Genomic DNA, 14169 nt, shown 5'->3' on the forward strand with positions numbered 1-14169 from the left:
CCCTGACGATGTCCAAGTTGTCAGGGCTTGGCAACAGGCCGACGCCTGTTGGTCGAACGAAAAGTTCGCACTTCGTCCTCGCGTGAGTATCCACCTATTATTTGGAAAACTCGGCGGTGAAGACGATGCACACACTTCTGCTGATCGGAATAGGGGCGGGTGATCCGCGTCAGATTACGCTGCAGGCCGTTGATGCACTCAAACGTGCCAACGTCATCTTTGTGCTGGAAAAGGGTGCGGGCAAAGATGAGTTGGTGCAGTTGCGCAAGCGTATTCTTGAGCGTCATGCCACGGCCGGCAGTTATCGCCTGGTGTTGATGGATGACCCGGAGCGCGATGACCAGGCCGCCGACTATGTTGCGGGAGTACAGAGTTGGCACGAGCAGCGCGCACAGCTGTATGCGCGCACATTACGCTCTGCGTTGCACCCTGGCGATGTAGGTGCGTTTCTGTTGTGGGGCGATCCGACGCTTTATGACAGTACTCTGCGCATCCTTGACCGGGTTCGCCAGCACGGTGTGGCGCTGACGCTGGAAGTCATCCCAGGCATTAGCAGCGTCCAGGCCTTGGCGGCCAGTCACAAGATTCCGCTTAACCGTATCGGCGAGCCTTTGACGGTGCTTCCTGGGCGTCGTCTGGCCGAACAGGCGCGGATCGACAATGTTGTGGTCATGCTCGATGGCCAGTGTGCGTTTGCCGCGCTCGATGACCCCGAGTTGATGATTTACTGGGGTGCCTACCTGGGTACCGAGGACGAGGTCCTGATTGCTGGGCGGTTGCGGGAGGTGAAAGGGCAGATTCTTCAGGTGCGCGAGCGAGAACGGTTGCGCAAGGGGTGGATCATGGATACCTACTTGTTGCGCCGGGAGCCATGACTGGGCGTCACTGTTCACGGGAGATGTCACATCATGGAGCGCTCAGAATTGCCATCACCTTGTCACGCAACTGGTCGATGCTGAACGGCTTGCCGATCATGTGCATGCCCTCAGGCACATCGAAGCTCTCGGCATAGCCACTGGCAAACAGCACCGGCAGCAAGGGCCTGATTTCGCGGGCCTTGGCCGCCAGTTCTTCGCCGCGCATGTCCGGCAGGCCGACGTCGGTCATCAGCAAGTCCAGCGCTTGACCTGGGTCTTCGAGCACCCGCAGGGCCGCAGCGGCATCCGCCGCTTCAATGATCGTGTAGCCCAGTTCGTCGAGCACTTCGACTATCAGCATGCGTACGATGTCGTCGTCTTCGACTACCAGTAAATGCATGGTTCGGGTCCTGTAGATTGGGGAATGACTCTATTCTGTGCGTCAGGCAATGATAGAAGTTCCCCCGAGGATACCGACCGACTCGATTCGAGGGAACGATTCGTGCCTGTTACCTTCAAATACTGGCTAAATGCCCTGCCAGACCCGGCAAAGCTGGTTAGACTCGCTGTAACCGGTGAGCAAAGCGGCGGGCAATGACTGGCACTGGCCGCTACACCGTTCAATGGACTTCATTTCGCTCGGGCGTTATCAGATGACTCAGGCAGCCTCGATGGACCAGAAAAGCTTTCGCAAACTGTTGGCCCGCAACATTGGCCTGCCTCTGGGCGTAGGCCTGTTGGGCGCCGTGGCCTTCGTCGCGGTGATCAACTACCTGCTGTCGGCCATGCAATGGGTCGAACACACCGACCGGGTGATTGGCAATGCCAATGAAACGCTCAAGCTGTCTGTTGATATGGAAACGGGCATGCGCGGCTACCTGATTGCCGGTGAAGAGCGTTTTCTCGACCCCTATGAGGTGGCCAAGCCTCGTATCTTCAGCAGCCTGCAAGGCTTGCGGGCGATGGTCGAGGATAACCCGCAACAGGTCGACCGCATCGACCGGCTGATTGGCCTGCAGCAGGCCTGGAATGAATTTGCCGGCGAGATGATCGACCTGCGTCGCAATGGCGGCAACTATCAGGCTTCGATTGGCAAGGGGCGGGGAAAACGGATCACCGATGAAATTCGCAGCGAGTTCGATACGCTGATCACCACTGAGCAGCAGCTGCGTTTTACCCGTAACGAGAAGGTCAGCGACATCACGGTCGCGTCCATCACCGCCTTTGTGCTGTTGATTGTCGGCCTCAGTGCCTTGCTGGCGTTCCTGGGGCGTCGCGACCTGATCACGCTGTCCAACAACTACAACGAAAACCTGAAGGCCCAGCAGCGCTCGGCTGAACGCCTGGAGCATCAAGCCTGGCTGCGCAACGGCCAGACCCAGCTGGCCGAGCAGGTGCTGGGGCAACTGACCCTGCCGATGCTGGGCGACAATATCCTGCGCTTTTTTGCCAAGTACCTGGGCAGCGTGGTGGGTGCGGTGTACGTGCGGGACGAGCATGGCCGCCTGCTGCGCGTGGCCAGCTACGGCCTGGATGCCGACGAGCAGGCCCGCGAACAGGTGCTGGGCGACCATGACGGTCTGCTGGCCCAGGCCGTGCGCGAGGGACGCCTGTTGCGCCTGGAGGACTTGCCTGAGGATTACTACCGCCTGAGTTCCGGCCTGGGCAGCGGCCTGCCGCGCAGTGCACTGCTGATGCCGGCCAGCGACGATGGCCGGGTCAACGGTGTGATCGAGCTGGGCTTCCTGCGGCCGTTGCAGGTGCGCGATGACGAGTTGCTGGAGCGCGTTGGCGGCAACCTTGGCATCTCCATCGAAAGCGCCCGTTATCGTCAACGTCTGCAGGAGGTGCTGGCCGAGACCCAGCAGCTCAACGAAGAGCTGCAGGTGCAGCAGGAAGAACTCAAGACCGCCAACGAGGAACTCGAAGAGCAGTCCCGTGTGCTCAAGGAGTCCCAGGCCCACTTGGAGACCCAGCAGGCGGAACTGGAGCAGACCAACGAGCAGCTGTCCGAGCGAACCGAGGCGCTGGACCGCAAGAACGATGAGTTGAGCCAGGCCCAGCAAGAGCTGCAGGCCCGCGCCGACGACCTGCAGCGCTCGAGCAAGTACAAGTCCGAGTTTCTCGCCAACATGTCCCACGAGTTGCGCACGCCGCTCAACAGTTCGCTGATTCTGGCCAAGCTGCTTTCCGAGAACGGCGAGGGCAACCTCAGCGAGGAGCAGGTCAAGTTCGCCGAGTCGATCTATTCGGCCGGCAACGACCTGCTGAACCTGATCAACGATATCCTCGACATCGCCAAGGTCGAGGCCGGCAAGCTGGAAGTACGCCCCGAAACCACCCAGATCGAGCGCCTGGTCGAAGGCCTGCAAGGCATGTTCCTGCCGCTGGCCCAGAACAAGGGGCTGTCTTTCACGGTGCAGGTCGAACCGCAGATTCCGGCGACCTTGTTTACCGACCGCCAGCGCCTGGAGCAGATCCTCAAGAACCTGCTGTCCAATGCCATCAAGTTCACCGACCACGGCCAGGTCAGCCTGGACATCAGCCACCAGCGCGGCACTGGCATCGTCTTCGCGGTGCGCGACAGCGGCATTGGCATTGCCGCCGACCAGCAGCAGGCGATCTTCGGTGCCTTCCACCAGGTCGATGGCAGCAGCAACCGCCGTTTTGGTGGTACCGGCCTGGGCCTGTCGATTTCCCGTGACCTGGCGCACTTGCTCGGCGGGCAGATCAGCGTCGACAGCAGCCCAGGGCAGGGCAGTGTGTTCAGTCTGATCCTGCCTGAGCGCTTCGAGGCCCAGGCCCAGGTGATCGAGCCGCAAAGCCTGCGCCCGGCGGTGGATGCACTGCCACCGGCGCCCCAGGTGACCTTGCCCAGCGCGCCGAAACGCCCGCTACCCGCTTTCGACGATGACCGTGAACGCGCCCCGTTCGGCAATCGCTGCATCCTGGTGATCGAGGATGAGCCGAATTTCGCCCGTATCCTCTTCGACCTGGCCCACGAACTGGGTTACAGCTGCCTGGTGGCGCAAGGCGCCGACGAAGGCTTCGAGCTTGCCGCCCAGTACATCCCGGATGCCATCCTGCTGGACATGCGCCTGCCCGACCACTCCGGCCTGACCGTGCTGCAGCGTCTCAAGGAGCAGGCCATCACCCGGCACATTCCGGTGCATATCATTTCGGTGGAGGACCGGGTCGAGGCAGCCATGCACATGGGCGCGGTGGGGTACGCGGTCAAGCCCACCAGCCGCGATGAGCTCAAGGAGGTGTTCGCCCGCCTGGAAGCCAAGCTGACCCAGAAGCTCAAGCACATCCTGTTGGTGGAGGACGATGACCTGCAACGCGAGAGCATTGCCCGGCTGATCGGCGACGATGATGTCGAAATCACTGCCGTTGCCATGGCCCAGGATGCCCTTGAGCTGTTGCGCGAGAACATCTACGACTGCATGATCATCGACCTCAAGCTGCCAGACATGCTAGGCAACGAGCTGCTCAAGCGCATGACCGGCGAGGACATCCGCAGCTTCCCGCCAGTGATCGTCTATACCGGACGCAACCTCACCCGCGAGGAAGAAGCCGACCTGCTCAAGTACTCGCGTTCGATCATCATCAAGGGTGCCCGCTCGCCGGAGCGTCTGCTGGACGAGGTGACGCTGTTCCTGCACAAGGTCGAGTCGCAGCTGTCCCACGAACGCCAACGCATGCTCAAGACCGCGCGCAGCCGCGACAAAGTCTTCGAAGGGCGCAAGGTGTTGCTGGTGGACGACGATGTGCGCAATATCTTCGCGCTCACCAGCGCCCTGGAGCACAAGGGCGCAATTGTCGAGATTGGCCGCAACGGGCGCGAGGCCATCGAGCGCCTGGAGCAAAACGATGACATCGACCTGGTGTTGATGGATGTGATGATGCCGGAGATGGACGGCTTCGAAGCCACCCGGCTGATTCGCCAGCAGCCGCGCTGGCGCAAGCTGCCGATCATCGCCGTGACGGCCAAGGCAATGAAGGACGACCAGCAGCGTTGCCTGCAGGCGGGTGCCAATGATTACCTGGCCAAACCGATCGACCTGGACCGACTGTTCTCGCTGATTCGTGTCTGGCTGCCGCAACTGGAGCGAATTTGACTAGCGAACGCAACACCGACATCGAGATCCGGCTGCTGATCGAGGCGATCTACCTCAAGTACAGCTACGACTTTCGCAATTACTCCGGCGCTTCCATCAAGCGCCGGATCCTCCATGCACTGCGCCAGTTCGACTGCCTGACGGTTTCGGCGTTGCAGGAGCGGGTGCTGCACGACCCTGGCATGTTCATGCAGTTGCTGCAGTACCTGACGATTCCGGTCAGCGAGATGTTCCGTGACCCGGGGCACTTCCTGGCGCTGCGCAACGAGGTCGTGCCGCTGCTGCGCACCTGGCCTTCGATCAAGGTGTGGATCGCCGGTTGCAGCACGGGCGAGGAGGTCTATTCCATGGCCATCCTGCTGCGCGAGGAAGGCTTGCTCGAACGCACCATTCTGTATGCCACCGACATCAACCCGCACTCGCTGGACAAGGCCAAGCAGGGCATCTACTCGATGCAGAGCATGCGCGAGTATGAAGAAAACTACCGCCTGGCCGGTGGGCGCCGGGATTTTTCCGAGTACTACACCGCAGCCTATGGCAACGCCATCATGGACAGCAGCCTGCGCGAGAACGTGACTTTCGCCGACCACAGCCTGGCCACCGACAGCGTGTTCTCGGAAACCCAGCTGGTGTCGTGCCGCAACGTCCTGATCTACTTCAACAAGGAACTGCAGGACCGGGCCCTGGGCCTGTTCCACGAGTCCTTGTGCCACAGGGGCTTTCTGATACTGGGCAGCAAGGAATCGGTGGATTTTTCGGCGTACAGCGACCAGTTCGAGCCGCTGGTCAAGCCTGAACGGATCTACCGCAAATCATGAATGGCGTGCAGGCGGTAGTCATCGGCGCCTCGGCGGGCGGCGTCACGGCGCTGATCCAGGTGCTGGGCGCGTTGCCCAAACGCTTCGCCATACCGGTGCTGTGCGTGCTGCACCTGCCAGGTGACCGCCACAGCCAGTTGGCGCAAGTGCTGCAACAGCGGCTGCAGCGGCCGGTGCACGAGGCTTGTGACAAGCAGGCCATCAAACCCGGCCAGATCTACGTTGCAGGGCCCGGTTATCACCTGTCGGTCGAGCGTGACCTGAGCCTCTCGCTCAGCCAGGAGGCACCGGTGCATTTCTCTCGCCCGTCGATAGACTTTCTGTTCATGTCGGCAGCCGACGCCTATGGCGCCGGGCTGCTCGGCGTGCTGCTTACCGGGGCCAATGAAGATGGCGCCGAGGGCCTTGCCTACATCAAGCAGAGCGGTGGCCGGACCGTGGTCCAGGACCCCGACGACGCACAGGTGGCGTTGATGCCGGAGGCCGCATTGGCCCTGCATCGCCCAGACCTGATCCTTACTTTGAGCGGTATCGAGCAGTTGCTCGCGAACCTGGAACCCAGCGCATGACTAGCAACATCATCGCCAAGCTGCTGATCGTCGACGACCTGCCGGAAAACCTGCTGGCCCTCGATGCCCTGATTCAGGGCGACGACCGCGAAGTGCACCAGGCCCGGTCGGCCGAGGCGGCGCTGTCGCTGCTGCTCGAGCATGAGTTCGCCCTGGCGATTCTCGATGTGCAGATGCCGGGCATGAACGGCTTCGAACTGGCCGAGCTGATGCGCGGCACCGACAAGACCCGGAACATCCCCATCGTGTTCGTCAGCGCTGCGGGCCGTGAAATGAACTACGCGTTCAAAGGCTATGAAAGCGGGGCCGTGGACTTTCTGCACAAACCGCTGGATACCCTGGCGGTCAAGAGCAAGGTGTCGGTGTTCGTCGACCTGTTCCGCCAACGCAAGGTCCTCGACCGCCAGCTGCAAGCCCTGGAGCGCAGCCGCCAGGAGCAGGAGGTGCTGCTGGCCCAGTTGCAGGCGGCCCGCGGTGAGCTGGAGCGTGCGGTGCGCATGCGCGACGACTTCATGTCGATTGTCTCCCACGAAGTGCGCACACCGCTCAATGGCCTGATTCTTGAAACCCAGTTGCGCAGGATGCACCTGGCAAGGGGCAAGCTCGAAGCTTTCACCCCAGACAAGCTGCAAGCCATGGTCGAACGCGACGAGCGGCAGATCAACAGCCTGATCCGGTTGATCGAAGACATGCTCGATGTGTCGCGCATTCGCACTGGCAAGTTGTCGCTGCGGCCCAAACCATTCGACCTGGGCCAGCTGGTCAGTGGGCTGGTCGAGAACTTCGCGGCCCAGGCCGCGGCCCTGGACACGCATATCGACCTGCTGCGCTGCGAAGCCTTGGAGGGGGAGTGGGACGAATTCCGGATTGAGCAAGTGGTAGCCAACCTGTTGTCCAATGCCTTGCGTTACGGCGAGCGGCGCCCCGTTCAGGTGCGCGTGTTCGCCCAGGATGGCATGGCCTGGGTGCAGGTGCAGGACCAGGGTATTGGGGTCAGCGCGGCCAACCAGCAACGAATTTTCCAGCAGTTCGAGCGGGTTGCCGCGCAGCAGGCCAGTGGTGGGTTGGGCTTGGGGCTGTATATTTCCGAACAGATCGTTCAAGCCCATGGCGGACGAATTCTGGTTGACAGCGAAGAGGGCCAGGGTGCCACCTTCAGTGTGCAATTGCCGCTGGCGCACAGGACCGAACAAAACGACCCGCTGCGGGCAACCTCTGCCTGAGCCAGGGGTCAGATGGCCAACTTAAAGAATTTCAAGGCGTTGTCATGAGTGAAGATGCACAAGATGTGGTTCTGATCGTCGAGGACGAACCGGCGATTCGCATGATCCTGCGCGATTACCTGGCAGGCGAGGGCTACCACGTGCTGGTGGCCGAGGACGGTGAGCAGGCGTTCGCCATTCTGGCGAGCAAGCCGCACCTGGATTTGATGGTGACCGATTTTCGTCTGCCAGGCGGGATCTCCGGGGTGGAAATCGCTGAACCGGCAGTGAAATTGCGACCGGACCTGAAGGTCATCTTCATCAGCGGGTACCCGGCGGAGATTCTCGAATCGGGCAGCCCGATCGCGCGCAAGGCGCCGATTCTGGCCAAGCCGTTTGACCTGGATACGCTGCGTGACCAGATTCAGGTGCTGTTGCGCTGATGCTACGGGCCTCTTCGCGGGTAAACCCGCTCCCACAGGATCAGCACAGCGCTTGAAACTGTGCTGATCCTGTGGGAGCGGGTTTACCCGCGAAGAGGCCGGCACATGGATCATAAAAACATTGGGCTAACGCAAAGTACGCTCAATCCCCCCCACCAGCAGGTTCTCCATCAACCCCAACCCCTGCTCCTGCGGCAAGCCCTGCAAAAGCCCCGGCAACTGGTTGAGCAACGTCGCCAGCACATGGGCCGTCGCCGCCAAAGCCTCCCCCGACAACGTCGCCCGTGGCGCGATCAGGCGCAGCAATCCAGCCTCATAGCGCTTGCGCAGCACGCTCAAACGGGCCTGTTGCTCTTCGCTCAGGCAACAGAAGTCGCGTTCTGCCAGGCGAAACTGCATGGGCCGTTGCGCGTGCAGCTCCCAGTGCGCGGCAATCAGGCACGACAGCGCCGATGCCCCCCGGGCCATGGCCCGGCGCCCCTGATCCAGAGTTGCCTGCAGTTCCTCGTACAACTCTTCGATCAAGTCGTACAGCAGGTCCTGCTTGCTGGGGAAGTGGTGATACAGCGAACCTGCGGTCAGCCCCACGTGCGCCGCGAGTTCGCGCATGCTGACCTGCCCGAAACCCTTTTCGGCGAACAGTGCCATGGCCCTGTCACGTCGCTCTTCAAAGTTGCTACAGCGCATTGCGGCAGTGACTGGGGGCATGGCGCTCGTTCCTCAGTAGGTGAAGAAGCCGCGGCCGCTCTTGCGCCCCAGCCAACCGGCCGCGACCATTTCCTTGAGCAGCGGAGCAGGGCGGTACTTGCTGTCGTTGAAGCCCTCGTGGAAGGCCTCCATGATCGCCAGCAAGGTATCCAGGCCAATCAGGTCGGCCAGCGCCAGCGGGCCGATGGGCTGGTTGCAGCCCAGGCGCATGCCGGTATCGATGTCCTCGGCGCTGGCCAGGCCTTCCTGGCGCACGAAAATCGCCTCGTTGATCATTGGCACCAGAATACGGTTGACCACGAAGCCTGGGCGGTTGCCAGCGGTGATCGGCGTCTTGCCCAGTTTCTCGGTGACCACCAGGGCCTGCGCATAGGTGCTGTCGCTGGTCTGCAGGCCACGGATGATCTCCACCAGCGCCATCATCGGCACCGGGTTGAAGAAGTGCACGCCGATGAAGCGCTCCGGGTGCTCGATGCACGCGGCCAGTTGGGTGACCGACAGCGACGAGGTGTTGGTGGCGATCAGGCAGTCGGCCGCCACATTGGCGGCCACCTGCTGAAGGATGCGCTGCTTGAGCTGCAGGTTCTCGGTGGCCGCCTCGATCACCAACTGCGCGCCGCTCAGCTGGGCGTAGTCGGTGCTGGTGCGGATACGCGTCTTCGCGCCCTGGGCCTGGTCGGCGGTCAGGGTGCCTTTGTTGACCTGGCGTTCGAGGTTCTTGCCCAGGGTCGTTACACCGCGCTCCAGCGCTGCATCGGAAACGTCCACCAGCAGCACCTGATAACCCGCCACCGCGCACACCTGCGCGATGCCGTTGCCCATGGTGCCTGCGCCGATCACGGCGATCTGTTCAATGCTCATGTTCGGCCCCCTCAGACGCGCTCGAAGACAACGGCGATGCCTTGGCCGCCACCGATGCACATGGTGGCCAGGGCGTAACGGCCTTGGATGCGCTGCAGTTCATGGATGGCCTTGGTGGCGATGATCGCCCCGGTGGCGCCCACCGGGTGGCCGAGGGAAATGCCCGAACCGTTCGGGTTGACCTTCTCCGGGTCGAAGTCCAGCGCACGCGCCACGGCGCAGGCCTGGGCAGCGAAGGCTTCGTTGGACTCGATCACGTCCAGGTCACTGACATTCAGGCCGGCCTTCTGCAGCACTTTGCGGGTGGCCGGAATCGGGCCCAGGCCCATCAGTTCCGGTTCGACACCGGCGTGGGCGTAGGCCACCAGGCGTGCCAGCGGCTTCAGGCCCAGGCGGCGTACCGCCTCACCAGTCGCCAGCACCAGGCCGGCCGCACCATCGTTGATGCCGCTGGCGTTGCCGGCAGTGACGGTACCGTCCTTCTTGAACACAGGTTTCATGCCGGCCAGTTGCTCGGCGGTCACCTCGCTACGCACATGTTCGTCGACGCTGAATTGCACGCTGCCTTTGCGGGTCTTCAGCTCCAGCGGGACGATCTGGCTATCGAAGCGGCCTTCGGAGATGGCGCGGGCGGCGCGGCGCTGGCTGGTCAGGGCCAGTTCATCCTGCATCTGGCGGGTGATGCCATCTTTTGCTGCGACGTTTTCGGCGGTGATGCCCATGTGGAAGTGTTCGAAGGGGTCATGCAGCACGCCGACGGTATAGTCGATGCCTTGCAGGTCGCCCATGCGTGCGCCCCAGCGCGCTTGTGGCAGCAGGTATGGGCCACGGCTCATCGACTCGGCACCGGCGGCCACGGCGACTTCAGAATCGCCCAGCAACAGGCCCTGGGCCGCGGAAACGATGGCCTGCAGGCCCGAGCCGCACAGGCGGTTGACGTTGAACGCCGGGGTTTCCTTGGGCAGGCCCGCGTTCATCGCCGCAACCCGGCTGAGGTAGGCGTCGCGCGCTTCAGTCGGGATGACGTTGGCCATCACCAGGTGGCCGATCTGCTCGGCGGCCACGCCCGAGCGCTCGATGGCGGCACGGGTCACGGCGGTGGCCAGGTCGGCCAGTGGCAGGTCCTTGAGGGAACCACCAAAACCACCGATGGCTGAACGGACGGCACTGACGACGTAGATTTCTGCGCTGCTCATAAGGGGCTCCGATTGCGAAGGCATGGCGGGACCGGGCCAGGCTCTGCGAGAATGGCCGGCGATCCGTGAGTTAAGTCCGAGTCTAGGCAAAGGCCGTGCTTGAGCCTATGCCGGAACTGTTCAGTCAACCTGGCACTTTTTGCCACTCAGCATAGACAGCGAAACACGCCATGCGCGAAAGCGATTCGGTCGCGGTGTACTTTCTCAATGCCATGCTCCATGCCCTGCGTGATCGCCCAGGCGAGCGTGATGCGCGTCTGCGCGCCGTAGGCATCGACCCGTCGCTGCTCGGCCAGCCCCAGGCGCGGGTGCCAGCCAAGGCCTTCGCGCAGCTGTGGCTTGAGCTGATTCAACTGCTGGATGACGAGTTTTTCCATCTGGATAGCCACGGCATGCCGCTGGGCAGTTTTGCCCTGATCTGCCGTGGGCTGATTCAGGAACCGAACCTGGAAAAAGCCTTGCGCCAGTGCATGGCCAATTTCAGCCTGTTCCTGCGTGACCTGCACGGCAGCTTGACGGTGCGCGGTGGTCGGGCGGTGATCAGCGTACAGTCGAACATCGTCGACCCTTTGACCCGGGTGTACGCCGAGGAAACCTTCCTGGTGCTGATGATTGGCCTGTCGTGCTGGCTGGCCGGCCAGCGCATCGCCATCGACCGCACCGAGCTTGCGGTGGCGCGCCCGGCCCAGGAGGACGATTTGTTGCTATGGGGGCCAGACCTGCGCCTGGGCAGCGGCCGTACCGAAGTGGAGTTCGACAGCGCCTGGCTGCGCCTGCCAGTGGTACAGGACCTGGCCGGCCTGAAAACCTTCCTGCGTAGCGCCCCCCAAGGGCTGGTGATCCGCTTTCGCAACCAGAACGGCCTGGTGGCCGAGGTGTATCGCCACCTGCGCGCCCGGGGTTACGGGCAGTGGCCGACACTGGCGGCGCTGGCTGAACAGCACGGTATCAGTGCCAGCACTTTCCGTCGGCAATTGGAGCGGGAAGGGCGCTCGTACCAGCAGATCAAGGATGAGGTGCGCCGTGCCATGGCCTTCGAGCGCTTGCGCGAAGGCACTTTGAGCATTGCCGAAATTGCCGAGCAGGCCGGCTTTCAGGAGCCCAGTGCGTTCCACCGGGCGTTCAAGAAATGGACCGGGCAAAGCCCGGGCAGTTACCGGGCACGCCTGGGAGGGCGCGCCCGCTGACGGCTAATCCTGCAGGCTCGCGGCCAGTATCTTGACTTGCCTGATATCGCCCTTGGCCACCTTGGTGACCGCGGTGCCATAGTCGACATCGGCCTTGTAGAGGTACGACAGGATGATGTGCTTGCTTTCGTCATCGGCTGCCGCCAACGATTGGCCGAAGCTGTTGACCAGGTCACGCTGCTCGCTCTTGGAGTAGGCGCGATAGAGTTCACCCGCCTGTTTGAAGTTTTGCGCTCGGGCGATGCCCTGTTGTTGGGTCGTGCCGCTCAAGGGCAATTGGCTGTAGCGCGCCGACTCGCTGGTGGTGCGCGGCTGCAAACGGCTGGGTTGGTAGTTGACCATGCTGCGGGTGCGGCCTGGGTTGAGCGCGCCGTCCTGGTTGCCATTGCTGACCGCTGCCCGGGGCTGGTTGATCGGCAGGCTGTTGGCATTGGCGCCTACCCGATACATCTGGGTGTCGGCATAGGAGAACAGGCGGCCCTGCAACAAGCGGTCCTCCGAGGGTTCGATATCCGCGATCAGGTTGGACGGCGCCAGGGCGACCTGCTCGGTTTCCTGGAAGAAATTGCCGACATTGCGGTTCAGCACCATCTGCCCCACGCGGCGCTCAGGTACATTGGGCCAGATTTTCGTGGCGTCCAGCGGGTCGAAGTCGAAACCGTCCAGTTGCTCTGGCTCAAGGGTCTGGATATAGAGGTCCCACTTGGGGTACTCGCCCCTGTCGATGGCCGTTACCAGGTCCTCGGTCATGTGGCTGAAGTTTTTACCCTGGATCTGCTCCACGCTTTTGGGGTTGAGGTTTTCACGGCCTTGCAGGCTCTTCCAGCGAAACTTCACATAGGTGGCTTCGCCCTTGGCATTGATGAACTTGTAGGCGTGAACGCTGTTGCCATCCATGTGTCGGTAGCTTTTGGGCGTGCCTTCGTTGGAGTAGAGCAGTGTCAACGTGCGGGTCGCCTCGGGCATGTGCGACAACAGGTCGAAGCGCCGTGCATCGTTACCGAGATTGTGGCGAGGGTCGGGTTTGAAGGCATGAACCATGTCGGGAAACTTGATTGCGTCGCGGATGAAGAACGTCGGGAAGTTGTTGCCTACCAGGTCCCAGTTGCCGGTGCTGGTGTAGAAACGGGTGGCGAAGCCGCGCGGGTCACGCAAGGTTTCCGGTGAATGCAGGCCATGGATGACCGAGGAGAAGCGCACGAAAACCGGTGTTTTCTCGCCGGGGGTGAACAGTGGCGCCATGGTCAGTGCGGATAAGTCCTCAAACGCCGTGAACTCGCCGTGGGCGCCGGTGCCGCGGGCGTGTACGACGCGTTCAGGGGTACGTTCGCGGTCGAAGCGCTGCAGCTTCTGAATCAGCTGAACATCTTGCAGCAGGGTAGGGCCGGCAGCGCCGGCGGTTTGCGAGTGCTGGTTGTCGCCGACCGCCGCACCATTGTCTCGGGTCAATGGTGCGGCTTGCAGAGGGCCGCTGACCAACAGCGCGGCACACAGCAATGGCAGTAAAGGATGGCTCGGGCGTATGGCTGGCATGGGCGTGCTCGGTGGTTGATGGAGCTCCCGATGCTATTCATCCCATAGCCCTTGTACCGTCGGCGAGGTCACATGGGCTTGTGTGAATCTTCACTGCTCGCAGGTCAGGCCGGCACCATCGCGAACCCCACGCCGAAGCGGTTCCAGGCATTGATGGTGGCGATCGCCAGCGTCAGGTTGGCCACTTCATTGGCTTCGAAGTGCTCGAACAAGGCTTCGTATTCCGACTGTGGGGCGCCGTGTTCGGGCAGGCGGGTCAGGCTTTCGACCCAGGCCAGTGCCGCCCGTTCGCGTGGCGTGAAATAGCGGGTTTCGCGCCACACGCTCAGCGTTTGCAGGCGTGCTTCGGTTTCGCCGGCCTTGCGGGCGTCATTGGCGTGCATGTTGACGCAGTAGGCGCAGCCGTTGATTTGCGATGCGCGCAGGCGCACCAGTTCCAGCAGTGAGTTCTCCAGGCCGCTCTTGGCCAGGGCCTGTTCCAGGCCGACCATGGCTTTGTAGGCTTCCGGGGCCGCTTTGGCCCATTCGATACGCTCGTGCATGACAATCTCCGAGTTCAAGGCTGAAGGTGTGTGGACATGGAGTTACCTTAGCGCTGCCCGTGCGTTGACCCGATAGCCAATGCCGTGCTTTCACAGGAGGCCAATGGTCCCATTTGGCTGGCCACTGACAAG

At 62.3% G+C, this 14169-nt stretch carries 13 protein-coding genes; 7 read left to right on the forward strand and 6 right to left on the reverse strand.

The genetic code is table 11. The features are described from left to right. The first annotated feature begins 125 nt into the window (after positions 1 to 125). Complete coding sequence (cobF, locus tag PspTeo4_RS03570; RefSeq protein ID WP_322362343.1) at positions 126 to 875, forward strand: precorrin-6A synthase (deacetylating); 750 nt, start codon at positions 126 to 128, stop codon at positions 873 to 875. A gap of 31 nt (positions 876 to 906) precedes the next feature. Here the strand turns inward: cobF and PspTeo4_RS03575 are convergent, their stop codons facing one another. Beyond that, positions 907 to 1257 (reverse strand): response regulator, encoded by a 351-nt coding sequence (locus PspTeo4_RS03575; RefSeq protein WP_322362344.1) that lies wholly within the window; start codon positions 1255 to 1257, stop codon positions 907 to 909. Between the two features lie 253 nt (positions 1258 to 1510). Here PspTeo4_RS03575 and PspTeo4_RS03580 point away from each other — a divergent pair, with 253 nt between their 5' ends. The 5 genes from PspTeo4_RS03580 to PspTeo4_RS03600 are packed head-to-tail and all read left to right on the forward strand — an operon-like array spanning position 1511 to position 8010. After that, positions 1511 to 4978 (forward strand): response regulator, encoded by a 3468-nt coding sequence (locus PspTeo4_RS03580; protein ID WP_322362345.1) that lies wholly within the window; start codon positions 1511 to 1513, stop codon positions 4976 to 4978. Continuing rightward, positions 4975 to 5796: a protein-glutamate O-methyltransferase CheR gene (locus PspTeo4_RS03585; protein ID WP_322362346.1), complete on the forward strand. Its 822-nt coding sequence runs from the start codon at positions 4975 to 4977 to the stop codon at positions 5794 to 5796. Before PspTeo4_RS03580 ends, PspTeo4_RS03585 begins: the two co-directional genes overlap by 4 nt. Beyond that, positions 5793 to 6365: a chemotaxis protein CheB gene (locus tag PspTeo4_RS03590; protein WP_322362347.1), complete on the forward strand. Its 573-nt coding sequence runs from the start codon at positions 5793 to 5795 to the stop codon at positions 6363 to 6365. The genes PspTeo4_RS03585 and PspTeo4_RS03590 overlap by 4 nt, the downstream gene beginning before the upstream one ends. Further along, positions 6362 to 7588: a hybrid sensor histidine kinase/response regulator gene (locus PspTeo4_RS03595; protein WP_322362348.1), complete on the forward strand. Its 1227-nt coding sequence runs from the start codon at positions 6362 to 6364 to the stop codon at positions 7586 to 7588. The genes PspTeo4_RS03590 and PspTeo4_RS03595 overlap by 4 nt, the downstream gene beginning before the upstream one ends. A 44-nt stretch (positions 7589 to 7632) precedes the next feature. Then, the gene (locus tag PspTeo4_RS03600; protein WP_322362349.1) at positions 7633 to 8010 is read left to right on the forward strand and encodes a response regulator; all 378 of its coding nucleotides are present in this window, start codon (positions 7633 to 7635) and stop codon (positions 8008 to 8010) included. 126 nt (positions 8011 to 8136) lie between these two features. Here the strand turns inward: PspTeo4_RS03600 and PspTeo4_RS03605 are convergent, their stop codons facing one another. The 3 genes from PspTeo4_RS03605 to PspTeo4_RS03615 are packed head-to-tail and all read right to left on the reverse strand — an operon-like array spanning position 8137 to position 10775. After that, positions 8137 to 8718 (reverse strand): TetR/AcrR family transcriptional regulator, encoded by a 582-nt coding sequence (locus PspTeo4_RS03605; protein ID WP_322362351.1) that lies wholly within the window; start codon positions 8716 to 8718, stop codon positions 8137 to 8139. Between the two features lie 12 nt (positions 8719 to 8730). Continuing rightward, positions 8731 to 9579, reverse strand: a complete 849-nt coding sequence (locus PspTeo4_RS03610) for a 3-hydroxybutyryl-CoA dehydrogenase (RefSeq protein ID WP_322362352.1) — start codon at positions 9577 to 9579, stop codon at positions 8731 to 8733. 11 nt (positions 9580 to 9590) lie between these two features. Further along, entirely contained in the window at positions 9591 to 10775 is a 1185-nt protein-coding gene (locus PspTeo4_RS03615; protein ID WP_322362353.1) for an acetyl-CoA C-acyltransferase family protein, read from the reverse strand. 170 nt (positions 10776 to 10945) lie between these two features. On the opposite strand from PspTeo4_RS03615, the gene PspTeo4_RS03620 reads away from it, so the two are divergent. Further along, a complete protein-coding gene (locus PspTeo4_RS03620; protein ID WP_322362354.1) occupies positions 10946 to 11962 on the forward strand; it encodes an AraC family transcriptional regulator in 1017 nt (338 codons plus the stop codon). Positions 11963 to 11965: 3 nt separating this feature from the next. On the opposite strand, the gene PspTeo4_RS03625 is transcribed toward PspTeo4_RS03620, so the two are convergent. Further along, on the reverse strand, positions 11966 to 13495 hold the full coding sequence (locus tag PspTeo4_RS03625) for a catalase (RefSeq protein WP_322362355.1): 1530 nt from the start codon (positions 13493 to 13495) through the stop codon (positions 11966 to 11968). A gap of 104 nt (positions 13496 to 13599) precedes the next feature. Beyond that, a complete protein-coding gene (locus PspTeo4_RS03630; protein ID WP_322362356.1) occupies positions 13600 to 14037 on the reverse strand; it encodes a carboxymuconolactone decarboxylase family protein in 438 nt (145 codons plus the stop codon). Between the last annotated feature and the right edge of the window lie 132 nt (positions 14038 to 14169).

The organism is Pseudomonas sp. Teo4, from assembly GCF_034387475.1.
In the GTDB taxonomy this organism is placed as follows: Bacteria; Pseudomonadota; Gammaproteobacteria; order Pseudomonadales; family Pseudomonadaceae; genus Aquipseudomonas.